This is a genomic window from Streptomyces deccanensis (genome assembly GCF_022385335.1).
In the GTDB taxonomy this organism is placed as follows: domain Bacteria; phylum Actinomycetota; class Actinomycetes; order Streptomycetales; family Streptomycetaceae; genus Streptomyces; species Streptomyces deccanensis.
In genome coordinates this window covers 9,682,081-9,705,798 of record NZ_CP092431.1, presented here as the reverse complement: position 1 = coordinate 9,705,798, position 23,718 = coordinate 9,682,081, and the positions used below count along the sequence as shown (strand labels likewise).

20 protein-coding genes are annotated in these 23,718 nt (G+C 72.2%); 6 read left to right on the top strand and 14 right to left on the bottom strand.

Annotation, left to right across the window (positions count from 1 at the left end; all coding sequences use genetic code 11):
• Window positions 1–7: 7 nt before the first annotated feature.
• Both L3078_RS42655 and L3078_RS42650 read left to right on the top strand, forming a co-directional pair.
• Window positions 8–736 carry a class I SAM-dependent methyltransferase gene (locus L3078_RS42655; protein WP_239759667.1) on the top strand — a complete coding sequence of 243 codons (729 nt, stop codon included), beginning with the start codon at window positions 8–10 and terminating at the stop codon, window positions 734–736.
• A complete protein-coding gene (locus L3078_RS42650) occupies window positions 733–2,328 on the top strand; it encodes an FAD-dependent oxidoreductase (RefSeq protein WP_239759666.1) in 1,596 nt (531 codons plus the stop codon). The genes L3078_RS42655 and L3078_RS42650 overlap by 4 nt, the downstream gene beginning before the upstream one ends.
• Window positions 2,329–2,780: 452 nt before the next feature.
• On the opposite strand, the gene L3078_RS42640 is transcribed toward L3078_RS42650, so the two are convergent.
• From L3078_RS42640 to L3078_RS42585, 12 genes are all read right to left on the bottom strand, one after another.
• Window positions 2,781–3,824, bottom strand: a complete 1,044-nt coding sequence (locus L3078_RS42640) for a polyprenyl synthetase family protein (protein WP_239759664.1) — start codon at window positions 3,822–3,824, stop codon at window positions 2,781–2,783.
• Complete coding sequence (locus tag L3078_RS42635) at window positions 3,821–4,996, bottom strand: tetratricopeptide repeat protein (protein WP_239759663.1); 1,176 nt, start codon at window positions 4,994–4,996, stop codon at window positions 3,821–3,823. Before L3078_RS42635 ends, L3078_RS42640 begins: the two co-directional genes overlap by 4 nt.
• 230 nt (window positions 4,997–5,226) lie before the next feature.
• Complete coding sequence (locus L3078_RS42630) at window positions 5,227–6,417, bottom strand: alginate lyase family protein (protein ID WP_239759662.1); 1,191 nt, start codon at window positions 6,415–6,417, stop codon at window positions 5,227–5,229.
• A 124-nt stretch (window positions 6,418–6,541) separates the two neighbouring features.
• Window positions 6,542–7,393, bottom strand: a complete 852-nt coding sequence (locus L3078_RS42625) for an ABC transporter permease (RefSeq protein WP_239759661.1) — start codon at window positions 7,391–7,393, stop codon at window positions 6,542–6,544.
• An 11-nt stretch (window positions 7,394–7,404) separates the two neighbouring features.
• Window positions 7,405–8,313, bottom strand: a complete 909-nt coding sequence (locus tag L3078_RS42620) for an ABC transporter ATP-binding protein (protein ID WP_239759660.1) — start codon at window positions 8,311–8,313, stop codon at window positions 7,405–7,407.
• Window positions 8,310–8,663, bottom strand: coding sequence for a transcriptional regulator (locus tag L3078_RS42615; RefSeq protein WP_239759659.1), 354 nt, complete (start codon window positions 8,661–8,663; stop codon window positions 8,310–8,312). Before L3078_RS42615 ends, L3078_RS42620 begins: the two co-directional genes overlap by 4 nt.
• The gene (locus tag L3078_RS42610) at window positions 8,660–9,160 is read right to left on the bottom strand and encodes a hypothetical protein (RefSeq protein ID WP_239759658.1); all 501 of its coding nucleotides are present in this window, start codon (window positions 9,158–9,160) and stop codon (window positions 8,660–8,662) included. The genes L3078_RS42615 and L3078_RS42610 overlap by 4 nt, the downstream gene beginning before the upstream one ends.
• A 114-nt stretch (window positions 9,161–9,274) precedes the next feature.
• Complete coding sequence (locus L3078_RS42605; protein WP_239759657.1) at window positions 9,275–10,120, bottom strand: carbohydrate ABC transporter permease; 846 nt, start codon at window positions 10,118–10,120, stop codon at window positions 9,275–9,277.
• Complete coding sequence (locus L3078_RS42600; protein WP_239759656.1) at window positions 10,117–11,472, bottom strand: carbohydrate ABC transporter permease; 1,356 nt, start codon at window positions 11,470–11,472, stop codon at window positions 10,117–10,119. Before L3078_RS42600 ends, L3078_RS42605 begins: the two co-directional genes overlap by 4 nt.
• Window positions 11,473–11,477: 5 nt before the next feature.
• A complete protein-coding gene (locus tag L3078_RS42595; protein WP_239759655.1) occupies window positions 11,478–12,812 on the bottom strand; it encodes an ABC transporter substrate-binding protein in 1,335 nt (444 codons plus the stop codon).
• Window positions 12,813–12,877: 65 nt separating this feature from the next.
• On the bottom strand, window positions 12,878–14,524 hold the full coding sequence (locus tag L3078_RS42590) for a glycoside hydrolase family 13 protein (RefSeq protein WP_239759654.1): 1,647 nt from the start codon (window positions 14,522–14,524) through the stop codon (window positions 12,878–12,880).
• A 195-nt stretch (window positions 14,525–14,719) separates the two neighbouring features.
• The gene (locus L3078_RS42585; RefSeq protein WP_239759653.1) at window positions 14,720–15,985 is read right to left on the bottom strand and encodes an ABC transporter substrate-binding protein; all 1,266 of its coding nucleotides are present in this window, start codon (window positions 15,983–15,985) and stop codon (window positions 14,720–14,722) included.
• A gap of 124 nt (window positions 15,986–16,109) precedes the next feature.
• Between L3078_RS42585 and L3078_RS42580 the strand changes: the two genes are divergently transcribed.
• From L3078_RS42580 to L3078_RS42570, 3 genes are read left to right on the top strand one after another with little or no spacing between them, the layout of a single operon-like run.
• Window positions 16,110–16,628, top strand: a complete 519-nt coding sequence (locus tag L3078_RS42580; RefSeq protein ID WP_045561239.1) for a PadR family transcriptional regulator — start codon at window positions 16,110–16,112, stop codon at window positions 16,626–16,628.
• Window positions 16,625–17,374 carry an ABC transporter ATP-binding protein gene (locus tag L3078_RS42575; RefSeq protein ID WP_239759652.1) on the top strand — a complete coding sequence of 250 codons (750 nt, stop codon included), beginning with the start codon at window positions 16,625–16,627 and terminating at the stop codon, window positions 17,372–17,374. Before L3078_RS42580 ends, L3078_RS42575 begins: the two co-directional genes overlap by 4 nt.
• Before the next feature lie 3 nt (window positions 17,375–17,377).
• Window positions 17,378–19,681 carry an ABC transporter permease gene (locus tag L3078_RS42570; protein WP_239759651.1) on the top strand — a complete coding sequence of 768 codons (2,304 nt, stop codon included), beginning with the start codon at window positions 17,378–17,380 and terminating at the stop codon, window positions 19,679–19,681.
• A gap of 57 nt (window positions 19,682–19,738) precedes the next feature.
• Here L3078_RS42570 and L3078_RS42565 read toward each other — a convergent pair whose 3' ends face one another.
• Entirely contained in the window at window positions 19,739–20,914 is a 1,176-nt protein-coding gene (locus L3078_RS42565; protein WP_239759650.1) for a phospholipase D-like domain-containing protein, read from the bottom strand.
• Between the two features lie 47 nt (window positions 20,915–20,961).
• On the bottom strand, window positions 20,962–22,122 hold the full coding sequence (locus L3078_RS42560; protein ID WP_239759649.1) for a PP2C family protein-serine/threonine phosphatase: 1,161 nt from the start codon (window positions 22,120–22,122) through the stop codon (window positions 20,962–20,964).
• A 250-nt stretch (window positions 22,123–22,372) separates the two neighbouring features.
• Here L3078_RS42560 and L3078_RS42555 point away from each other — a divergent pair, with 250 nt between their 5' ends.
• Window positions 22,373–23,674 (top strand): ferredoxin reductase family protein, encoded by a 1,302-nt coding sequence (locus tag L3078_RS42555; RefSeq protein ID WP_239759648.1) that lies wholly within the window; start codon window positions 22,373–22,375, stop codon window positions 23,672–23,674.
• The last annotated feature ends 44 nt before the right edge of the window (window positions 23,675–23,718 follow it).

Here is a 23,718-nt window from a genome sequence, read left to right as displayed (position 1 = left end):
AGATCCCATGACGCTGCTCCGCGACGAGGACCTGGCCGCCGCGTTCGACCACGCCTCGCGCAGCTACGACACACTGGTGTCCGCCAATCCCGGCTACCACGGACACCTGCGCCGCTCGGCGCGCCGCCTCGGGCTGCCCCGGCGGGGGGCCGGGCTGCGGGTCCTCGACCTCGGCTGCGGGACCGGCGCGTCGACCGCCGCGCTCGCCAACGTGCTCCCCGAGGCCGAGATCACGGCGGTGGACGCCTCGGCGGGCATGCTGGAGCGTGCGGCCCGCAAACCCTGGCGCGCGGGGGTGACCTTCGTGCACGCGTCCGCCGAAGGGCTGGCGGAGGCCGGTGTGGAAGGGCCGTTCGACGCCGTGTTCGCCGCGTATCTCTTCCGGAACGTCACCGATCCCGGCCGCGTCCTGTCGACCGTGCGCGACGTCCTGGCCCCTGGGGGGCGCCTCGCGGTGCACGAGTACACCCTCAGCGGCCGGCCCCTGCACCGCGCCGTGTGGACGGGGGTGTGCCGGGGCCTGGTCCTGCCCGTCGCCACCGCCCTCGGCGACGGCGACCTCTACCGTCATCTGTGGCGCAGCGTGGTGGAGTTCGACACCGCCGACGACTTCGCCGCGCGGGTCCGCTCCCAGGGCTTCGAAGCCGTGCGGGTGCTGCCCCTGCCCGGCTGGCAGACCGGCGTCACGCACACGATCGTCGGCCGCCGCCCGGCCGCCGCGGGGGACGGCCGATGAGGGCGCGCCGAGGCATCGACCCACTGAGGCCGGGCAGCGAAGCGCTGAGGCAGGGCAGGGACCGGCGGGTCCGCAGGGTGAACGCCGTACCGGGCGCCCCGCGCTGGATGGGCGAGCGGCCTCCGACGGCCGCTGTCGTCGGCGGCGGTATCGCCGGGCTGGCGGCCGCGACGGCGCTCGCCGAACGCGGGGTGCGGGTCACCCTCCACGAACGGGAGGCGACCCTCGGCGGACGACTGGCCGGGTGGCCGACGGTGCTGTCCGACGGGACGACCGTCACCATGAGCCGCGGCTTCCACGCGTTCTTCCGCCAGTACTACAACCTGCGCGGACTGCTGCGCCGGACCGACCCCGGCCTGACCCGCCTGCGGGAACTGCCCGACTACCCCCTCCGCCACGTCGACGGGCTCCACGACGGTTTCCGGCATGTGCCGCGCACCCCGCCGTGGAGCGCGCTGGGGTTCGTCGCACTGAGCCCCTCCTTCGGGCTGCGGGACCTGTTCCGGATGGATCCGGTCGCCGCGCTGCCTCTGCTGGACGTGCGGGTCCCCGAGGTCCACAGCCGGCTCGACGACGTCAGCGCCCGTGACTTCCTGGACGCGATCCGTTTCCCCGAGGCCGCGCGGCACCTCGCGTTCGAAGTGTTCTCCCGCAGCTTCTTCGCCGATCCGCGCGACCTGTCCGCGGCCGAGATGGTCATGATGTTCCACATCTACTTCCTCGGCTCGGCGGAGGGACTCCTGTTCGACGTCCCCGACGAGCCCTTTCCCACCGCGTTGTGGGACCCCCTCGCCGCCTATCTGCGCGGTCACGGGGCCGATCTGCGCACCGGGAGCCCGGTCGAGACGGTCGAACCGACACCCGACGGCGGCTTCCTCGTCGCCGCCGGCCAGGAGGAACGACGGTACGACGCGGTCGTCCTGGCCCTGGACACGTCCGGCCTCCGTTCCCTCGTCCGGCACTCCCCCCGGCTGGCGGACGCCGCGTGGCGCGAGCGGGTGGCGGGGCTGCGGAGCGCGCCGCCCTTCCTGGTCTCCCGCCTGTGGCTGGACCGCCCCGTCGCCGCCGGCCGTCCCGGCTTCCTGGGCACCGCCGGCTACGGCACGCTCGACAACGTCAGCGTGCTCGACCGCTGGGAGGGCGAGGCCGCGCGCTGGGCCCGCCGCACCGGCGGATCCGTCGTGGAACTGCACGCCTACGCCCTGTCCGAGCGCTCGGCCCGCGACGTCGAACAGAAGCGTCTGCTGGAGCAGTTGCACCGGGTGTACCCCGAGACACGTGCGGCGAGGGTGCTGGACGAACGGCACGAGTGGCGTGCCGACTGCCCGCTGTTCCCGGTGGGCGGGTACGACGACCGGCCCACGGTGCGCACCAGCGACCCCGCGCTGGTGGTCGCCGGGGACCTGGTCCGCACCGGCCTCCCGGTCGCCCTCATGGAACGGGCGGCCACGAGCGGGTTCCTGGCCGCCAACGCGCTGCTGGAGCGGTGGGGAGTCCGGGGCCAGACGCTGTGGACCGTCCCCGACGGCGCCCGCGGCCCCCTGCTGCGCCGCCTCGCCCGCGTCGGCCGGGCCCGTCGGACGCGCTCGTAGGCGGTGCCGGACTCACACCACCACACGTACCGCGATCAGCCAGGCCGTCGGCACCCGGCGGCAGGCTGCGGGTGAGGGACGCGGAGGAGAGTCGGCACCGATTCGGCGGTCCGATGACGCCGCAACCACAGAGAGGTCACGGCCAACAGCCCGGTGAAGACCACCAGAAGGAGCACGGACACCCACATGGGCCGGCTCCCGGGACGCGTCCACCCCTCCTCGGCCGCCGACACCGCCCACAGGCATGCGGCGGTCGCGTAGAAAGCCCGGATTCGTCGCAGTTGCCGCACGACGGGCGGCGGCATCAGGTGGTCTTCTCTCTGCGTCATGGCGCCCCGTGTACCCGCATCCCTCGCCGCCTCACCGGTCACGCGTGGCGAACACACCGCGTCACGGTGCGAGTTGCCGCGCGCACCGGTCCGGCCGGGGCCGCCGAGGGCGAACCCCGCTGCTCAGAGGTCGCGCCGCACCAGGTACGCCGACAGCGCCCGCAGTTCGTCCCCGGCTCCGCCCTCCGGCAGGACGGCGGCCAGCGCGACGTCCGCGGCGGCGATGTGCGCCCGTGCCTCGTCCAGAGCCACCGTCCTGCCGCCCGCCGCCTCGACGAGGCCGGCCGCCTCCTCGGGGTCCGCCCCCGACTCCAGGAGCACGGCCAGACGCCGTGCTTCGGGGGACGGGGAGTCGAGCGCGGCCAGGACGGGGAAGGTCTTCTTCCGCTCCCGAAGATCGCCGTGCACGGGTTTGCCGGTGACCTCGGGGTCGCCCCAGATGCCCAGCACGTCGTCGACGATCTGGAACGCCAGGCCGAGACGGCGGCCGGCCCGGTCGAGCGCCGCGACCACGTGCGGCGGGCCGCCGCCCAGCAGCGCGCCGAGTGCGGCCGCGCTGCCGAGCAGCGCCCCGGTCTTGCCCTCGGCCATCGCCCGGTACTCCGCGGGCCGCACCCGCTCGGGCCCCGTCCAGGGCCGCGCGGCGAACAGCAGGTCCTCGGCCTGACCGTGCACCAGGTCGCCCAGCGCCGCCGACAGCAGGCGCAGCGCGGAGGCGCCCGCCCCGGTAGCCGCGAGCGTCTCGACGGCCAGCGCGAACAGGGCGTCGCCCGCGAGGACCGCGGGCCCCGTGCCGTATGCCGCCCAGACGGCGGGGCGACGGCGCCGGGCCGCGTCGCCGTCCATGATGTCGTCGTGCATCAGCGAGAAGGTGTGCACCAACTCCACCGCGACCGCCGCGGGCACCCCGGTCCGCCCGGTGGCGCCCACCGCCTCGGCGCCCAGCACGGCCAGCGCCTGCCGCACCCCCTTGCCCCCGGACGCGGCGGCGGGGGCCGGGGCGCCGCCCACCTCGCACCAGCCGAAGGAGTACGCGGCCATCTCTCCCACCCAGGGGTGCGTCCGCCCGACCGCGTCCCGAAGGGCTGGCCGCACCAGTTCGCGGCAGCGTTCCAGCACGAGGGGGACGTCTGTCGGCGCCCGCAACGCCGAGGAGACCGGGGTCACCGTACGGCCTCCGCCCGGACACCGCGCTCGGCCGCCCGCGCGCCGCGCTGCGCCCTGCCGCCAGGACGCGCCTGCTCGTGCGCGGGAAGTGCGCCATGATCCGGCACGAAGCTTTCGCCCTGGTCCCGCGTAACGCGTTCGTCCTCGTCCCCCAGGCCGAGCTCTTCCCGTGCCCGTGCCACCATCTGACGCGCGTGCCGGAGTCCGATCCGGTCCAACTCTCGTGCCAGGTCCGCCAGTTCCGCAGCGGTCTCGGTGCGGTCGCGGCCCAGTCGGGCGAGGGACTTGACCAGGCCCAGCCTGGACAGCGCCTCCCCGCGCGGCTCGCTCATCTCACGGAACTCCGCGAGCGCCAACTCGTAGGTGTCCCGCGCCTCGGCGTACCGCCCCGCCCGGTAGAGGACGTTGCCCCTCATCTTGTGGTTGTAGGCCAGCGCGCTGGACAGCCGCATCTCCCGGCAGATCGCCTCGGCCTCCGACAGCAGGGCGAGCGCCCGCTCGACGTCGCCGTCCCGCGCCGAGACGATGTCGGCGAGCCCGCGCAGCGCCCAGGCGTGACCGCGCCGGTCGTCGGCCCCCTCGGCTATCCGGGCCGCCTCTTCGAACATCGCGTAGGCGCTGTCGTAGGCCCCCCGCTGGCGGTGGATCTGCGCGATGCCCTCCAGCGCCCACACCGTGTGGCGCGCCTCGCCCCGTCGCCGGGCCTCGGCCAGCAGTTGTTCGTGCAGCTGGGCGACGGCCTCGTAGTCGCCCTGGATCCTGCCCGTCTCGGCCAGCCCCGCGAGGGAGTAGCCGCGCACGACGACGTCGCCGCCCCGTTCACCCATCTCGGCCGCCAGTCCGAGCAGCCTCCGGGCCAGGGCGAACGAACCCCGTTGCCGGGCCAGCGTGCCGCCGCTCCACAGGGCCCAGGCCATCGCTCCCTCGTCACCCACCGCTCTGGCCGCGCGGTAGCTCGCCTTCCACGCCCGGTCGGCCTCCGCGATCTGCCCCAGCCGGCGGTGCGCCTCGGCCACGGCGAGCCCGGAGCGTGCCGCCTCGCCGTGCTCACCGGCGCGCTCGGCCTCTCTCAACTGCCGTATGCCCGCGGCCAGTACCTCGGTCAGCGAGGAATTCACGGACAGGGTGGTCAGAGCGCCTTGGTATTCGGGCGCGAACGCCTTGCCGTACATGGAACCCTTTCGGTGGATGCGCCCATGAACACCGCATGTGCACCATGCGTATACACACTGCGTATACACGGTGTGTATAGGGCGCGAAAATCAACGCCGCCCCGGGAGCCCGGGGCGGCGTCCGTCACCGATCAAGATGCCGTGCGCGCCGAGAGGGTTGCTCGTGAGGCGCAGATCACCTCACCGCGTGGCACGGACCCGGCGGGCCCTCAACCATCGGCGTACGTCGCTCAGTTGGGGTTGCCCGCGTGCGTGAGCGTCGCCCAGGCGTTGAAGTAGTTGTCCGTGCCCGACGGTCGGCGCGCCTCGGTGTACTTCTGGGTGTGGGACATCGCGATGCCGAGGCGGTGGTGGAGGGCGTTGAAGCCGACCTCGGTGACCCGGCCGAGCCCCTTGTCGACGGAGCCGCCGCACAGCCAGGAGGGAACGGCGGTACCGTTCTCGTAGGACGTGTGGAAGCCCAGTGCGTGGCGCAGCCGGTCCTGGATCCTGGGGTAGAGGTCCTGGCCCTGGATGCGGCTGGTCTCCGCGATGTTGGCGAGGGAGGCGATGCCCCAGCCGGTGTGCCCGAAGTCGCGGCAGGTCTCCTGCGAGAGGCCGTCGGTGAAGGTGTCCTGCCCCTGCCAGTACTTGATGATCTCGGCGCCGGTGTCGATGCTGCTGCGCGGCGGCGGCTCGGGCAGGTCGCCGTCGCTGGTCAGATAGACGTACGCCGGGACGCGGGCGAGATAGGTGACGACGGCCTTGTCGTAGGCGGCGCGGTCCTCGATGAAGACGGAGATGCCGAGCGCGGCCTCGGTCATGACCAGTTCCCAGTTGCCGTTCTTGGTCGCCGCGCCGTTGATGACCTCAGGGAGGTACACGTCGCGCAGCATGGTCGCGAAGCGGCCCGCGCCCGGCCAGCCGCCGTCGTAGGTGTACTTGATGATCTCGGCGGCGCGCGGCCAGGTGGCACCCGCCCAGCCGGTCTGCAACGGGGCGTTGCTGTTGGTGTGGTCGGTGATGGTCGCGGACCAGGCGTCCATGATCTCGATCGACTTCCTGGCGTACCGGCTGTCCCGGGTGAAGTACCAGGCGAGGGCCTGGGTGTAGGCCGCGATGGCGTCCTGGCGCTCGTCGGTGCAGCCGTGGTTGGGGTTGGAGGAGGAGCCGCACTCCACGACGGGCCGCGGTTTGGCCGCACGCGTGAGCGAGGCGTAGGAGCTGGCCATCATGGCGTCGTACGCGGCCTTCCACGGCTGTTGGCCGGCCTGCACCTTGGACCGGGCGTGGTCGAGCTGGCCCCGGCTCACCAGCACTCCCGGGTGGGTGAAGGCGGCCGGTGCGGCCGCCGCGCGTGGGGCCGGGCCGGTGAACTGGACGCTCAACAGCCCGGCCAGCAGGGCGAGTACGGCGAGCACGGCGGTTCTGGTGCGTGACATCCGGCGACCTCTTCCGTTCAGGAAAATTCGTTCATGAATGAGAACGTCGTTCCAAATACAGAAGCTTGGTCCGGACCATAGGAATCAACCGCGCACATGTCAATACACGGAACGCGCCCACCGGCTACGCGGGCGGCACGCCGCTCCGTTCCGCCCGGCGGTGGCGTGCGGCCAGACGGGAGCCGGACTCGCGGCGGGCGGCGCGCCGCAGCAGGGGCACCGCGAGGAGGAAGCCGAGAACCGCCCAGGCGGTCAACACCAGGGCAACCAGGGGCAGTTCCCAGGAACCGGCCGTCTCGGCGGCCCGTGCCGAGTCCGGGAGCAGCGCCGAACGCACGCCCTGCGCCATCCACTTGAGCGGGAACACCGCCGCCACCTGCTGGACCGGAACGGGCAGCATGGTGATCGGGAAGACCACCCCGGAGGTGAGGAGCAGCCCCATCGTCGGCAGCATGATCAACGCCAGTGCCTCGCGGGGGTTGGGCAGTACCGCGCCGATCGCCGCGCCCAGCGGTACGACGGCGAGCAGCCCGAGCGTGGTGACCCACAGCAGCGTCAGCCAGTCGCCCACCCCTTGCGGCAGCGGACCGTCCACCAGGAGCGCCCCTGCCGCCAGGAGCACCGCCAGGGTGCCGACCGCCACGACGACCACCACCAGGCACTTGGCGACGAGGTAGGCCGGTATCCCGCCGGGCGTGGCACGCAGCCGCAGCAGGGCACCCTCCTCCCGCTCGGTCACGAGGATCTGCGGGAGGTTGACCAGCCCGATCTGGAACAGCAGGTAGGCGGCGAAGCCCGCCAGCACCAGATGGGACAGGGGGGTCCGGGTGCCGGGCACGTCGTCGCTGATGAAGGCGGCGACGAGCAACGCCACGACGACGTTCGTCAAATGGCTGGACATCTCCTTCCCGTTGCGCAGGAAGTGCCGCAGCTCGATGCCACCGCGCTGGATCCCGGCACGCCAACTGTTCGTCATGGGTGTCCCTTTCACGCGGCCCCCGCCTCCTCGTCCACGGTCTCGTCCGTGCCGTCGGCCTCCCGGTGCACCATGTGCAGATAGGTGTCCTCCAGCGTCGGGCGGCGGACCTCCAGGTCGGCGATCGGGCCGTCCGCGTGCCGATGGAGCTCCCAGACCAGCCGGGAGGGGTCCGCGGTGCGTTCGCGGCGGGACGTTCCGTCGTCGTCCGTCCAGCGGACCTCGGCCTGTGCGGCGGCGCGCCGGGCCAGTTCCGCGGGCGTGCCGCAGGCCTGGATCCGGCCGCCGACCAGCATGGCGATCCGGTCCGCGAGCCGCTCGGCCTCCGCCAGGTCGTGCGTGGTGAGCAGGACGGTGACGCCGTCGTCGCGGGCCAGCCGTTCGACCAGGACGTGGAACCCGTGCCGCGCCTCGGGGTCGAAGCCCGCGGTCGGTTCGTCCAGGAAGAGGAGTTCGGGGCGGCCGACGATGCCGAGCGCGACGTCCAGCCGCCGGCGTTGGCCGCCGGACAGCCGGCCCACCTGGCGGTGGGCATGGTCGGTGAGGCCGACCAGGTCGAGCAGTTCGGCCGGGTCACGTGGGTCGGGGTAGTACGTGGCGAAGTGCGTCAACAGCTCGGCGACCCGCCAGCCGCGATGGTCCCGCCAGGACTGCAGGACCAGTCCGATCCGGGCTCTCCACGCGTCGTCGCCCCGCTCCGGATCCGCGCCGAGGACACTCACCTCCCCGGCGGAACGCCGCCGGAAGCCCTCCAGGATCTCGACGGTCGTGGTCTTCCCGGCCCCGTTGGGTCCGAGCAGCGCGAAGACCTCGCCCCGGTGGATGTCCAGGTCGACGCCGTGGAGGACGTCGACGGCGCCGTACGACATCGTCACGTCGCGTGTGTGGACGACGGTCTCCGCGTCGGTGCGCCCCGTCATCGTCCGGCTTCCAAGGGCTGCCCCTGGCGTGCCGAGGTGGCGGTCGCGCTCGGGGGGCCCGCGCCGTCGACGATCGCCCGGAGCGCCGCGACGTGCCCCTCGAAGGCCGTGCGACCCTGGTCGGTCAGCCGGACCCTGGTGCGCCGCTTGCGCCCTCCGCCCTCCTTGTGGAGTTCCAGGTAGCCGGCCTCCTCCAGGGTGTGCAGCTGCTTGGAGAGCGCGGAGTCGCTGAGCGAGAGGCTGTCGCGGACGAACGCGAAGTCCGCCCATTCGGTGGCGGCGAGCAGCGCGACCACCGACAGCCGGGTGGCGGGGTGGATCAACTCGTCGAAGCCGACGGGGGTGCTCATCGACTCGCCTCCCCGTCCGCCGCCGATTCGCCGCCACGCCGGACCGAGTCGGCCGCCACGCGGTTGGCGGGACCGAGGGAGAGCAGGTACACGGTCACCGCGGCCGTGGCCTGCACGGGGCCGGCGTAGATCGGCTCCAGTGACTCGGTCAGGTGGCCCGCCAGCACGATCGTCCCGCCGACCAGCACCGCCGCCGCACCGAAAGCGGCCCACATACGCCCGGGGCAGCGCGTGTGGTGCAGTCGCATCCGACTCCTGCGGCCGCTCATCACGACCAGCAGGCCCAACAGGCCGACGTAGGCGGCCACGAACAGTCCGACGCCCCACTGGGGCAGGTCCATGCCCACGCCGGCCAGGAACACCCACATGAGCGCGGCCGTGCCGTAGGTCGTGCCGCGCCCGCCGGACACGGAGTGCTCGAACTCGTCGTACACCCGCTCCTGCGGCACCCGGATGCGTTGCAGATCCCTCCACGCCTGTTCGGCGTCCACCGGCATGCCCACGTCCCTCGCCCTCCGCGCCAACTCGACTTTCCTAGGAGGAAAGTTAGCTCCCGACTTTCCCGATGGGCAAGTCGGGAACGCGTCACGTACGGCGGCGTGCCACCGGGGCTACTTCACGGAACCCGCCATCACCCCCTGGACGAAGTGCCGCTGGAAGGCGAAGAACACGGCGACCGGCACGATCAGGGAGAGGAAGGCGCCCGGCGCCAGGACGTCGATGTTGCTGCCGAACTGCCGTATCTGTGACTGGAGTTCCACGGTCAGCGGCTGTGCCGAACTGTCGGCGAACAGCAGCGCCACCAGCATGTCGTTCCACACCCACAGGAACTGGAAGATGGCGAGGCTCGCGAGGGCCGGCCGTCCCACGGGCAGGACGAGACGGGTGAAGATGCGCCACTCGCCGCCCCCGTCCATCCGGGCCGCCTCCAGCATCTCCTTCGGCATCTCGGCGAAGTAGTTCCGCAGCAGGAAGATCGCGAACGGCAGTCCGTAGGAGACGTGGAAGAGGACGACCCCCGGGATCGTGCCGAACAGTCCCAGCTGGCCGAAGAGTTTGGCCACCGGCAGCAGGCCGATCTGCACCGGGACCACCAACAGGGCGACCACCAGCAGGAAAAGCGGGTCACGGCCGGGGAAGTCCAGCCAGGCGAAGGCATATCCGGCGAGGGCCGCGATGACGACGACGAGCACGGTCGTGGGCACCGAGATCAGGACCGTGTTCCAGAACGCCCGGGTGATGCCGGAATTGCCCAGCAGCGCCGAGTAGTTGTCGAACGACAGCTGGCCGGGACTGGTCAGCGCCGTCCACCAGCCGCCCCTGGCCGTGTCCTCGGTGGAGCGGAGGGAGGACAGGAGCAGTCCGGCGAGCGGGGTGAGCCAGATCAGGCCGACGACCACGAGGAAGGCCTGGACGAGACTGTTGCCGAGCGCCCGCCTGAGCGCGGTGACGTTCATCGCTGACTCCCTTTGAAGCGGCGGACGTTGAAGACCATCGCGGGGACGACCAGCAGGAGGAGCAGGACGCCGAGCGCGCTGCCGAGTCCCTGGTCGTTGCCGCCGCCGAAGGACACCAGCCACATCTGGGTGGCGAGCACCGTGGCGTCCTCCTGCACCGGTCCCGGCGCGATGATGTAGACGAGGTCGAAGACCTTCATCACGTTGATGACGAGGGTCACGAAGACCACGGTCAGGACCGGGGCCAGCAGCGGCACGGTGATCCGGCGGAACACCTGCCACTCGTTGGCGCCGTCCATCCGCGCCGCCTCCAGCGTGTCCCGGGGCAGGGTCGACAGCCCGGCGCCGATGAGCACCATCGCGAAGCCGGTCCAGATCCACAGGTAGGCGCCGATGACGGCCGGGGTGACGAGCGTCGGACCGAGCCAGGAGATGCCCTCGTAGGGCGGGGCGAAGTTGGATCCGGGGAGCGTGAGCGTGTAGGAGCCCGCCGCCAAGTCGGGGAAGCGGAAGGAGCCGTCGGCCGCCGTGGTCGTGGTCGCGACCGTCCGCCCGTCGCGCACCGCCTCGACCTTCATCTCCGGCAGTCCGCTCTCCCGGCGGTCCACCTCGCCCTGCTTCCCTCCCCCGCCGGGGGTGAAGTCCATGTAGACGACGCCGCGCAGTTCGTCGGCGCCCGCCGCGCGGCCCGCCGCCGGGTGGGCGGGCTCCGCGCCCTTCAGATCCTTCGGCGCGACGCCGACCAGGCCTAGGGCCACCGTGTCACCGGGCGACACGGCCGCGGTCGTACGGTACGAGCCGTCGCCGCCCGCGGTGAGGCCCTGGTCGTCACGGGCACGGGCCGTCGGATAAGAGGAGGTGCCGCGGAAGGCGTCGTGGATGCCGACGACCGCCGCGTTGAGGACGCCCTTGTCGGGGTCCTCGTCGTAGGCGAGCCGGAAGATGATGCCGGCGGCCAGGAAGGAGACGGCCATCGGCATGAACAGCAGCAGCTTGAACGCCGTGGCCCAGCGGACCTTCTCGACCAGCACCGCGAGGATCAGTCCCAGCCCGGTGAGCAGGGCGGGCGCCACCACGACCCAGACGGTGGTGTTGCGCACGGCCTTGAGGGTGGCCGGGTCACGGAACATCTCGGTGTAGTTGTCGCCGCCCACGAACCGGGTGCCGGAGGCGTCGAAGAAGCTGCGGCCGACCGAGAACAGCACCGGGTAGAGGACGAGGGCGCCGAGCAGGAGCAGCGCGGGGAGGACGAAGAGCAGGGCGACGATCCGGCCCCGCCGCCGGGCGCGCCGCTCGGGGGCGGCGCTTCCGGCGGCGGGCGGAGGCGCCACCTTCGTGAGTGTGGCGGTCATCGCGGTCAGTCCTTGTAGGCCTTGGCCGCGGCGTTCTCCAACTGGTTCGCGGTCGCCTTCGGGTCGGAGGGGTCCCGCAGGAAGTCCTGGAGGATCTTCCACTCCCCCGCGCCCTTCGTCCCGCCGAACGCGGCCGGTGCCTGGTCGGACATGTCGAAGCGGACCGAATCCCCGGCCGCGATCAGGGACTTGGCGGTCGTACGGGTGACGTCGTCGCCGTAGGAGGAGAGGTCGAGCCCCTTGTTCGGGGACAGGAAGCCGCCCGCCTCCGCCCACACGGCGGCGGCCTCGGGGGTCGCCAGGTACTCCAGGAGCGCCATGCCCGCCTTGGTGTTCTTGCCGTCCTTCAGGACGACGGCCGCGTCACCGCCGCTGACCACGGGCGCCGTCCCGCCGCCGACGGGCGGGAAGGGGAAGAAGTCCGCGTCCTCGCCGATCTTCCGGCCGAACTGGTCCTTGGCGACGCCGGCGACGAAGTCGCCCTCGTAGACCATGCCGGCCTCGGGGTCGGGGCCGAAGACCTTCTCGACGGAGCCGGGGAAGTCGGTGTTCAGGGCGCCCTTCTGTCCGCCGGCCAGGAGTTGCTTGTCCGAGAAGAGTTCACCGAGGGTGGTGAGCGCGTCGACCACGCTCGGGTCGGTCCACTTCAGCTCGTGCGCGGCGAGGGCGTCGTACTTCTCGGGGCCGGCCTGGGAGAGGTAGACGTTCTCGAACCAGTCGGTGAGCGTCCAGCCGTCCTGTCCGGCGACGGAGAAGGCGGCGAGACCCGAGTCGGACACGGTCCGCCCGGCCTTCAGCATCTCGTCGTACGTCTTCGGCGGCTGGACGCCGGCCTGGTCGAGGGCGTCGGGGCTGTACCAGACGGTCGACTTGTGGGCCGCCTTGAAGTACAGGCCGTAGAGGGTGTCGTCGACGCTGCCGTAGTCCTTCCAGACGTCGGCGTAGTGGGCGTCGACGGACTTGGTCGCGGCGGCGGACAGCGGCTTGAGCCAGCCGGCCTCGGCGAACTGCTGGAGCACGCCGACCTGCGGGACCATCACCACGTCGGGGGCGTTGCCGCCCTCGATCTTGCTGCCGACGACCGTGGAGACGTTGTCGCCGGTGGACACGAACTGGGTCTTGGCGCCGGTCTTCTCGGTGAAGGCGTCCAGGACCTTCTGGAAGTTCTTCTGCTCGGTGCCGGACCAGACACCGGCCACGGAGACGGTCTGGCCGGCGAGCGGCTTGTCGCCGCCGCCCGCCGCGACGGGCTCCCCTCCCCCGCAGGCGGTGGCGCCGAGCGCCAGTGTGAGGACGAGGGCGGTACAGCTCGCGGGCAGGGTGGTACGTGGTCGCATCATCGTCGATGTCCCTTCGGAAGGTGTCGCAAGGTGATGGAGTGGCCGGGGGGCGAGGGGTGTGGGGTTCAGGAGTCGGTGTCGTCGCCGATCCACCAGGCGGCCGTGGCGCCGGGGAGGACCCCCGCCGGGCACGGGCCGCTGGACAGCAGAGGGGTGCCGGGGACGGGCGCCGGCGCGGGTGCCGTACCGAAGTTGACCGCGCAGACCAGGCCGTCGCCGCGCACGAAGCCGAGGATTCCGGGCTGGGTGTCCAGCCAGCGCAGCGTGCCCTCGCCCAACTGGGGCAGGGTCGCCCGCAGTTGGAGTCCGTCGCGGTACAGGTGCCAGAAGGAGCGGGTGTCGGCGAGGGCGCGGTCGGTGGCGTACTCGGCGAAGTAGTCGGGCTGCGGCAGCCAGGGCTTGGCGCCCTCGACTCCGGAGGTGAAGCCGAAGGGTGAGGCCTGGCCGGACCACGGCAGCGGGACGCGGCAGCCGTCGCGGATGCGGGCGCGGCTTCCGGTGCGGCGGAAGATCGGGTCGGTGAGCACGTCGTCGGGCAGGTCGACCACCTCGGGCAGGCCCAGCTCCTCGCCCTGGTAGATGTACGCCGCGCCGGGCAGGGCCAGCATCAGCAGGGCGGCGGCGCGGGCGCGGGCGGCGCCGAGGCCGCTGCCCTCGGTGGCCGGTTCGCCGTAGCGGGTGACGGTGCGGACCTGGTCGTGGTTGTTCAGGACCCAGGTGACGGTGGAACCGGTGCCGGCGATGTCCTGCATGGCCTCGTCGATGACCTTGCGGAAGGCGTCGGCGTCCCAGGAGGCGCTGAGCAGGTCGAAGAAGAAGGCCTGGTGCAGTTCGTCGGGGCGGACGTACCGGGCGTGCTCGCGTGCCGTCGGGACGGAGACCTCGCCGACCAGCAGCCGTTCGCGGCCGTCGTGCGCGGTGTACTCCTCGCACACCGCGCGCCAGTGCCGCCACACGTCGTGGACCTCGGGCTGGTTCCAGGCGAGCGGGTTGACCGAGTCGCGGGTGCGGGCGTCCGCCTCGGGGTCCGGGGAGTCGGGCAGCTCGGGGTGTTTGAAGAGGCCGGCGGCGACGTCGATGCGGAAGCCGTCGACGCCCCGGTCGAGCCAGAAGCGCAGGACGCCGTCGAAGTACGCGCCGACCTCGGGGTCACGCCAGTTCCAGTCGGGCTGCTCGGGCGTGAACATGTGCAGGTACCACTGGCCGGGGCGGCCGTCGGCCTCGGTGACGCGGGACCAGGCGGGGCCACCGAACATGGCGTGCCAGTTGTTGGGCGGTTCGGCCCCGTCAGGTCCCCGGCCGTCGGCGAAGTGGAAGCGGGAGCGGGCCGGGCTGCCGGGCGGTGCGGCGAGCGCCTCGCGGAACCAGGGGTGCTCGCTGGAGCAGTGGTTGGGGACGATGTCGAGCAGGACCCTGATGCCCAGCCGCCGGGCGTCCGCCACCAGCAGGTCGAACTCGGCGAGGTCACCGAAGAGCGGGTCGACGTCGCGGTAGTCGGCGACGTCGTAGCCGTGGTCGTGCTGCGGCGAGGGGTAGAAGGGGCTCAGCCAGATCCCGTCGACGCCCAGCTTCCTCAGGTAGGGCAGTCCCGCCCTGACCCCGGCGAGGTCGCCGACGCCGTCGCCCGTGCTGTCCAGGAAGCTGCGGACGTACACCTGGTAGATCACTGCGTCGCGCCACCAGCGACGTGTGTCGATGTGCTTGGAGCTCACCCGTTGACCTGTCTGTGCGTGCCTTCCCGCCCTAGCGGTTATGCATGCATGTTAGGTAGGCATGTCGCGGAGATGTCAACGAGTCGACGGAAGCTACCGAGAAGTTGGGCATCCAAATACGGACTTATCAGGTCAGCCGAATGCCATATGAGACGTGCGCGTTACCTAACAAGTAACTAGGAGGGTGGGGTGGGACTAGCCCCGGGAGATCGCCGCGAGTTCGCGGGTCAGTCGTCGCACCGACGCCTCGGGCGTCCGGTGTCCGGCCATCGCGTCGCGCACGACCGCCTGGACGACCATGCTGACCTGGTCGTACCGCGGACTTTTCGGGCGGGGCTCCGCCGCGAGGACGCTCGCGCGCAGCGTCGGCAGGTACGGGAACTCCCGCACCAGTGCCGGATCCTCGTACAGCTCCGCGCGTACGGGAGGCAGCGCGCCGCGGGTGAGGACCTGCCGTTGGACGCGCTCGCCGGTGAGGTAGGCGATCAGGCGCGCGGCGGTGTCGGGATGTTCGGCGTGGGCGCTGACAGCCAGGTTGGAGCCGCCGAGCACACTGGTGCCGGGCCCGTCCGGGCCGGGCAGCGGCACGGCGCCGATCTTCCCGGCGACCGCGGAGCCCTCGGCGGAGGCGCCGACGTAGGCGTAGGGCCAGTTGCGCAGGAAGAGCAGCCGGCCGTCCTGGAACGCCTGCTTGGACTCCTCCTCCTTGTACTCCAGCGCCTCCCGGGGGATCCAGCCCTCGCGCACACCGCGGGCGAGGAAGCCGATGCCCTCGCGCGCCGCCGAGCCGACGGTGACGCGTTCGCCCTCGTCGCCGAGGATGGTGCCGCCCGCCGAGTACACGGCCTCGGCCGCGTTGACGGTGAGGCCCTCGTAGGGCAGGAACTGGCCCGCGTAGCCGTCGAGTCCGTGCCGGGGCGCGATGGTCTTCGCCTGTTGCTCCAGTTCGGCCCAGGTGCGGGGCGGCGGGACGCCCTCCTTCGCGAGGACGTCGGCGCGGTAGAGGAGCAGGCCGGCGTTGGTGACGTAGGGGACGGCGTAGAGCTGTCCGTCGTACGTCGCCGTGTCGACGACCGGGGGGAGGAAGCTGCCGAGCGGGAAGCGGTTCCTCGGCAGCGGGCGGATCCAGTCGGCGGCGGCGAACTCCGAGGTCCAGGTGACGTCGATGTTGAGCACGTCGAAGCGGCCGCGTTCACCGGCGCGCAGGTCGGTGATCATCTGGGCGCGGGTCTCGTCTGCGGAGTCCGGCAGTTCGACGAGGGTGACCTTCTCCCCGGGGTGGGCGCGGTTCCAGCCCGCGAGGAGCGGTCCGAGGTAGCCGGTGAGGTCTCCGGCGGTGGCGAGGGTCAGCGGACCCCTGCCCCTGAGTCCGCCGTCGGCCTGGGCGCCGGAGGCACCGTAACCGGCCAGAACGACCGCGAGGACGAGAAGGCCCCTACCGGCGGCGCGTATCCACCGCATAGGTTCCTCCCTGTACACCGGCGCCGGGCACCGTCGCCCGGAGTCAGAGGCCATGTATACCTGTTAGGTATGGGCGATACTAGGGCCTGGAACACAATACGAGGCTGCGAGGAGGACAGCTCGAGTGCGCCTGCCCCTCCTGGCCCTGCTGGCGCGCGGCCCGGCCCACGGCTACGAGCTCAAGCAGGACCTTGAGCAACTGCTGGGCGCCGCGTACCCTCAGCCGAACGTCGGCCAGATCTATGTGACCCTCGGCCGCCTCGAGAAGTCGGGCCTGATCGAGGGCGAGGAGGTCGAGCAGTCGAGCCGGCCCAACAAGAAGATCTACCACCTCACCGACGCCGGGCGGGAGGCGCTGCGCGCCTGGTACGAGGAGACGGGGGACGAGCCCCGGGTCCGGGACGAGTTCTTCATGAAGCTCGCGCTCGCCCCGCAGACCGGTCTCGCCGACCAGATCGCCCTGATCAACAGACAACGGCGGCACTACCTGAACACCATGCGCAATCTGTCGAAGCTCTCCACAGCCGAGAACGGCCGGGACAACCGTGTCTCCCGGCTGCTGATCGAGGGCGCCATGCTGCACCTCCAGGCCGACCTCGACTGGCTGGAGCGCTGCCAGGAGGAACTGGAGGAGCCTCGGTGAGCGACGCCGCCGTCCCAGTGCTGCGGGCCGAGGGCCTCGTCAAGACCCACCACGGACAGGGCGCGCCCGCCCACGCCGTGCGCGGCGTGGACCTGTGCGTGCGCGAGGGCGAGTTCGTGGCCGTCACCGGTCCGTCCGGGGCGGGCAAGTCGACGTTGCTGCATCTGCTCGGCGGGTTGCAGCGGCCGGACAGCGGCAGCGTCTGGCTGGGCGGCGAGCGCACCGACGACTACAGCGAGGCGCGCTGGGCCGTGGAGCGCCGACGCCGGATCGGCATCGTGTTCCAGTTCTTCAACCTGGTCTCCGATCTGTCCGTCGCGGACAACGTGGAACTGCCGGCGCTGCTGGCCGGTGCCTCCGCCAAGCGGGCGCGCGCCGAGCGCGAGGAGCTGCTGGCCGAGCTGGGGCTCACCGGCAAGGAGCGCAGCATGCCGGGCGAGCTCTCCGGCGGTGAGCAGCAGCGCGTGGCGCTCGCCCGGGCCCTGGTGAACCGTCCCCCGCTGCTGCTGGCGGACGAGCCCGCGGGCAGTCTCGACAGCAAGGGCACCCGCGAGGTGACCCGGGTGCTGTCCCGTTTCCACCGGCGGGGGCAGACGATCCTCCTGGTCACGCACGACGCACGCCTCGCGAGCGCGGCGGACCGGGTCATCAGCTTCTTCGACGGCCGCATCGCCGACGACGTCGAACTGGACGGCACGCCGACGCCCGGCGCGGGGGTCCCCTCCGTGCTGGAGCTGAAGGACTGACCGATGCGAGCCATGGTGCGCTGGGCGCAATCGGACCTGCGGACCCATCGCGGGGAGGCGCTGTTCCTGGTCCTCGCGACCGTCGGCATCGTCGCCTCCCTGCTGCTGGCGGCGGCGCTCTTCGGCTACGCGACGAACCCCTGGCAGCGCGTCTTCACGCAGTCCCGGGGCGCCCATGTGTGGATCCACACCGCCGCCTCGGCCGAGGGCTCCGACCTCGGCGCGCTGGACGGTCTGGACGGGGTCGAGGCGGTGGCGGGCCCCTACCCGACCACCGCCACGACGGTCGCCTCCCGGGGCACGCGTGCCTCGGTCGAGCTGCGCGGCACCGGCGAGCGGCCCGTCACCGGCCGCCCGCTGCTCACCTCCGGCCGGTGGCTGGATCCCGGCAGGCCCGACGGGGTGGTGCTGGAGAGCGGCCTCGCCCAGGCGCTGCTGGCCGGGCCCGGGGACGTCCTCACCCTGCCGGGCTCCGCCGGATCCCTGACCGTCCTCGGCGTCGCCGACAGCGCCGAGCCGGGCTACCGCAAGGGCGAGCGGGCCGGACTGGTCTGGGCGCCGCCGGCGGCCCTGACCCGTACCGGCTCCGTCGGCGGCCAGGTGATCGGGCTGCGGCTGACCGACCCCGACGCCACCGACTACGCCGTCCAGCGTGCCGTCACCCTGCTCGGGGCCGGTGCCGTCAGCGAGGTCTCCTCCTGGCAGCAGGCACGGTCCGAGGCCCAGGGCGACGACCGGCTGCTCGGCCAGGTGCTGGGGCTCTTCGGACTCGGCGCGCTGGTCGCGGCGGGACTCGCCGTGCACGGGGCGATCGGCACCCGCGTCCGAGGGCATCTGCGGGACATCTCGATCCTCAAGGCGATCGGTTTCACGCCGGGCCAGCTGGTGCGTGTCTTCCTGCTGCAGCACCTCGCCTACGCCCTGCTGGGGGCGGTGGTCGCGGCGACGCTCACCCAGGCGCTGGGCGCCCGGCTGCCGGGCCGGCTCGGCGACGCGGTCGGTGTGTGGCAGGGGCTGCCGGGACACACGGTGGCCCTCGTCGCGGTGCCCGTGGCGGTGGTGCTGTTCATCGGCGCGACCACCGGCCTCGCGGCCTGGCGGGCGGGACGGGTTCCGCCGGTGCCCGTGCCACGGGCCGCCGCGCCGACCGGCGGGCGCCTGTCCGCGACCGCGCGCCGGGCGCTGGCCCTGCGGCTGCCGCCCGCGCTGGTCCTCGGCTGGCACAAGGCGTTCACCCGCCGGCCGCGCACCCTGGCCACGATCGCCCGGCTCGCCCTGCCGTTGACGCTGATCGTGGTGGCGATGAGCGCGTGGACGACCATCGACCGCTTCCACGGCCGTCCGGAGCAGATGGGCCTGCCCGCCGCGCTGACCGTGCACACCGCCGACGGTGCGGACGCCCGGGCTACGCGGGCCCTCCTCGCCCGTCATCCCGAGGTGACCGCCGCCCACCCGGGCGTCGAGGTGGCCGCGCTGGTGCCGGGCCAGACGGCCACGATCGCGCTGCGCGGCATCGGCACGGACGAGAACCCCTACCCCTTCACCCTCGCCGAGGGCCGCACCGCCCGGGGACCCGACGAGGCGGTGGCCGGGCAGGGGCTGCTGGACCTGCTGGACGCGCGGGTCGGCGACTGGGTGCGCATGACGGTGGGCGGCCGTCCGCAGATCCTGCACATCGTGGGCCGCAGCATCGAACCGGACAACGCCGGCCGCGTCATCTCCACCTCTCTCGACACCCTCCGGGAGAACGACCCCGCACTGCGTCCCACGCTCTACCAGCTGCGCCTGCGTCCCGACGCCGACCCGCACACGGTCGCCGCCGAGCTGACCGGCGCGGCGGGCCGGGGGCAGCTGGACGTGCACGCGGTGCCCAACCCCGCCGACGGACTCTCGCCGCTGCGGGGTGTCGTGGTCGGTCTGCTGGGCGTGCTCGCGCTCATCGGTCTCGTCGAACTGCTGACCGTCATCGGCGGCACCGTGCGCGAGGGCGAACGGGACCTGCTGGCGCTCAAGGCGGCCGGGCTCTCACCTCGGCAGATCACCGCGATCACCGTGACCGCCACGGGCTGCACCGCCCTGGCCGCGATCGCGGTCGCCCTGGCGCTGGGGCTCCCGCTCGCGCGATGGCTGATCGACGCCCAGGGCCGGTCGAGCGGCATCGGGGCCGGCATCGCACAGGGACCCTCACTCGTCGCGTTGTCCGCGTTCGGGACGGCGGCGCTCCTGGGGGCGCTGGCCCTCGCCGCCGTCCCCGCGGCCCGCGCCTCCCGCCGGCGCCTCGCGGACACGCTCAGCGCGGTGGCGTAGCGACGGCCGGTGCCTGCTTCCGGTCGGTGCCTGCTTCCGGTCGGCGCCCGCTTCCGGTCACAGGAAGCGGCGGATGGGCTGTACGGCGACTTCCTGTGCCCTCTGCAGGAGGGAGCGCCGCTTCCAGCGGCCGGGCCGGATCGGATCGCTCGACGCGAGGTCCGCCTCGAAGTGCGCGTCGAGGGTGCGGGTGAACTCCTCGTCGAGCACGGCCAGCATGAGCTCCTCGTCGTGGTCGAGAGAGCGCCGGTTGAAGTTGGTCGAACCGATCAGCGCGGCGACCCCGTCGACGGTGACCACCTTGGCGTGCATCATCGTCGGCCGGTACTGGTGGATCTTCACCCCGCAGGCGATCAGCTCGTCGTAGTGGTGCTGACCGGCCAGCCGGCAGACACGTTTGTCGGTGTGGGGGCCCGGGAGCAGGATCTCCACCGTCACCCCGCGCCGGGCGGTGGCGCACAGCAGCTCGACGAAGTACGTGTCCGGCGAGAAGTAGGCGGTGGCCAGGCGGAAACGCTTCTCGGCGGACTCCAGCATGACGCGCATCAGGGTCTGCATGTCCTGCCAGCCGAGGCTGGCCGAGCCGCGCACCACCTGGACGACGGCCCCGCCCTGCGGGCTGTGCTCGACGAACCGGTCCCGTTCGTCGAAGAGTTCGTCGTGGCACTCGGCCCAGTTCTGCGCGAACGCGGCGGCTATGCCGTCCACGGCGGGCCCGCGGACCTCGACGTGCGTGTCGCGCCACTCGGTCTCGTCGCGCGCGTCGCCGCACCATTCCTGGGCGATGCCCACCCCGCCGGTGAACGCGGTCTCCTCGTCGACGACGAGCACCTTGCGGTGGCAGCGGTGGTTCTGTTTGAGGGGTGAGAGGTACAGCGGTTTGCGGAACCAGGCCACCTGTACGCCGGCCCGCTCCATCGTCTCCAGCTGCTCGGTCTCGATCAGCCGGCTGCCGAAGCCGTCCAGCAGCAGTCGTACCCGTACCCCGGCGCGGGCCCGCTCGGCGAGGGCGTGCGCGAACTCGCGGGCGATGTCTCCCCTCCAGTAGACGAACGTCATCATGTCCACCGTGTGCCGGGCGCGCCGGATCGCACCCAGCATCGCCGGGAAGATCTCGTCTCCGTTGCGGAGCACGGTGAGCGCGTTGCCCTCGGTCGCCGCGACGCCTATCAGGCGTTCCAGCCGTCGGCGCAGGCGCAGGACCCGGTGGTCCACGGGGTGCGTGGTGGTCATGGCGGTCGGCTTCCTTCTCGTATCACCCCGCGGGGCGTCGGCGGTTCTCATTCGGGTTGGCCGTGCCAGTCCAGCACCAGGACCGTGGCGTCGTCCTTGAGGTGGCCGTGGCAGGCGTCGAGCACCGCGCCGGTCAGGCTGCGGACGACTTCTCTCGGGTGCAGCGCGCGGGTGTCCAGCAGGACCGCGTGCAGGTCTGCGGCCGCGGCACCGCGGTCCTGCATCCCGTCGGTGAGCAGGACCAGACGGTCGCCGGGACGCAGTCGCAGTTCCTGTACGCGGTAGGGGATGGGCGCCGCCACTCCGAAGGGCAGGTTGACGGCGAGTTCGATCTCTTCGACGGTGCCGTCGCGCAGCCGAAGGGGCCAGGGGTGCCCGGCGTTGACCAGTTCACACAGGCCGGTCTCCAGTTCGACGCACAGCAACTGTCCGGTGGCCAGGCCCCGGCTGTGGCGCAGCAGGGCCTGGTGGGCGTGGTCGGCCTGCTTGAGGGCGTCACAGCCGCTGCGGCGGGCCTGCCGCAGCGCGCCGACCAACAACGTGGCGAGCAGGGCGGATTGTGTGTCGTGGCCCATGGCGTCGGTGATGGACAGGTGCAGGGTCTCGCGGTCGAGCGTGTAGTCGTAGGTGTCGCCCCCGATGTCGTCGGCCGGGACGAGCCCGGCGGCGAGGGTGAACTGGGCCGCCTCGCAAGCGGGCGACGAGGGCAGCAGCTGGTGCTGGATCTCGGCGGCCAGACTGGTGCGGGTGGTGCGTCGGCCCAGGTGGTAGAGGTCGGTGAAGCGGCGGTCGGTGACGATGATGTAGGCCAGCGCGTGTGCCGCGTCGCGGACCTGCCGGAGCACCGAGTCCGCGTTGTGCTGCAGCGTCACCTCCAGGAGGCCGATGCAGTCACCGCGGTTGGTGACCGGTGTGATGACGCGCTGTCCGCCCTGCCCGTCCGGTTCCACGAGCTGGCGCTGGCTGCGCAGGACGTCGTCGTAGACACTGCCGTGCAGATCGATCTGCTCGATCCGGTCCACGACGTTGCCGTCGGCCGCGGCGAGCCGTACCAGCCGCTGCCCCATGAGGTCGACGAACAGGAACGACACGCGCTGCGCACCCAGCCGCTTCTGCAGGTCGTGCGCCACCACTTCGACGGAATCCCCGGGCGGGGCCGCCTCCGCAGCGGCCAACAACTCACCCAGTTCCAGGTCTGCACCTTCCACGACAACCTCCGATCGGTTGCCGCACCTTCTTCCCCGAGTTTTTGTGACATCACCCGATGCGCGAGCGGACCACCTCCCGCGACGATGTGGTATCGCGCGGAGCGAGCCCGGCCGGAGCGTGGCCGAACTCACGATCCGCGGTGGTGAGAAGGAACCGGTCGGGGCCCGGCGGGGTCTCTTTCTTGCCAGGTTCCATGGACCGGAGGGGGAAGCGGTGGAGGCGACGAGTACGCGGGTGCGGCACGGCACCATGACTCCTGTTGTCGCGGCGCGGTGGGCGCTGTGGACGTTCGTCATCGTCAATCTGGCGATCGTCGAGATCTTGTTCCTCACCTCGGGCACGGGCAAGAACGGGGTGCTCACGGTCGCCAAGTTCTTCGGGCTGCACGCCGCCGTGCTGATGCTGTTCCAACTGCTGCTGGTGGCCCGGCTGCCGTGGCTGGACCGTCGTATCGGCATGGACCGGCTGACGGTGTGGCACCGATGGGTCGGCTTCACCCTGCTGTGGACCCTCCTCACCCATGCCGTACTGGTGGTGCTGGGTTACGCGAGGCTCGACGACGCCTCGACGGCGAAGACCTTCTTCGCGCTGGCCGGGGTGCCGGCCTCCCTGCTCGGGATGCTGGCCGCGGCGATCGTCGTGGTGGTGGCCGCGGTCTCCGCCCGCACGGTGCGCCGGCGGCTGCGGTACGAGACGTGGCACGGTCTGCATCTGCTGCTGTACCTGGCGTTGGGGCTGGCGTTCACGCACCAGTTGCTGGAGACCACGACCTTCGGTTCCTCCGCGTTCGCGTGGGCCTACTGGTGGGCGCTGTGGCTGTTCGCGTTCGGCGCCCTGGTCGTGGGCCGCGTCGGCATCCCCGTGTGGCGCAACGTCTATCACCGCTTCCGGGTCGCGGAGGTCGTGCGGGAGTCGGACGACGTGGTGTCGGTGCGGGTCACCGGGCGCCGCCTCGACCGGCTGCCGGCCCGGGCCGGGCAGTTCTGCGTCTGGCGGTTCCCCGGGCACAACCACTGGTGGCTCGCCAACCCGTTCTCGCTGTCGGCGGCTCCCGACGGCCGGACCCTGCGGCTGACCGCCAAGGCGGTGGGCAGCGCCAGCGCCGGACTGCGCGACCTGCCCGTCGGGAGCCGCGCGTTCGTCGAGGGGCCGTACGGGGCGTTCACCTCGTTGCACCGGACGCGGCCCGGCGCCCTGCTGATCGCCGGCGGCGTGGGCATCACACCGGTCCGTTCCCTGCTGGAGGAGGAAGCGGCGGGCGATGTGGTCGTGCTCTACCGGGTCCGCAGCGAGAGTGACGCCGTGCTGGTCGACGAGGTGCGGGCGCTGGTCGCGGGCCGTGGCGGGCGACTGCATCTGCTCACCGGTCGCCGCAGCGAGGGCGCGCCGCCGTTCGGGCCGGACCGTCTGCGGGCCCTGGTCCCCGACATCACCGAACGCGATGTGTACGTCTGCGGCCCGCCCGCGATGACCTCGGCCGTGCTCGGCGCCCTGCGCGAACTGGCGGTCCCCCGGCGGCAGGTGCACGCCGAACGGTTCGGCCTGGCCTGACGGCACGAGCCGTGCGCACCGGTGTCGGCGGGATCCTTGTCGGC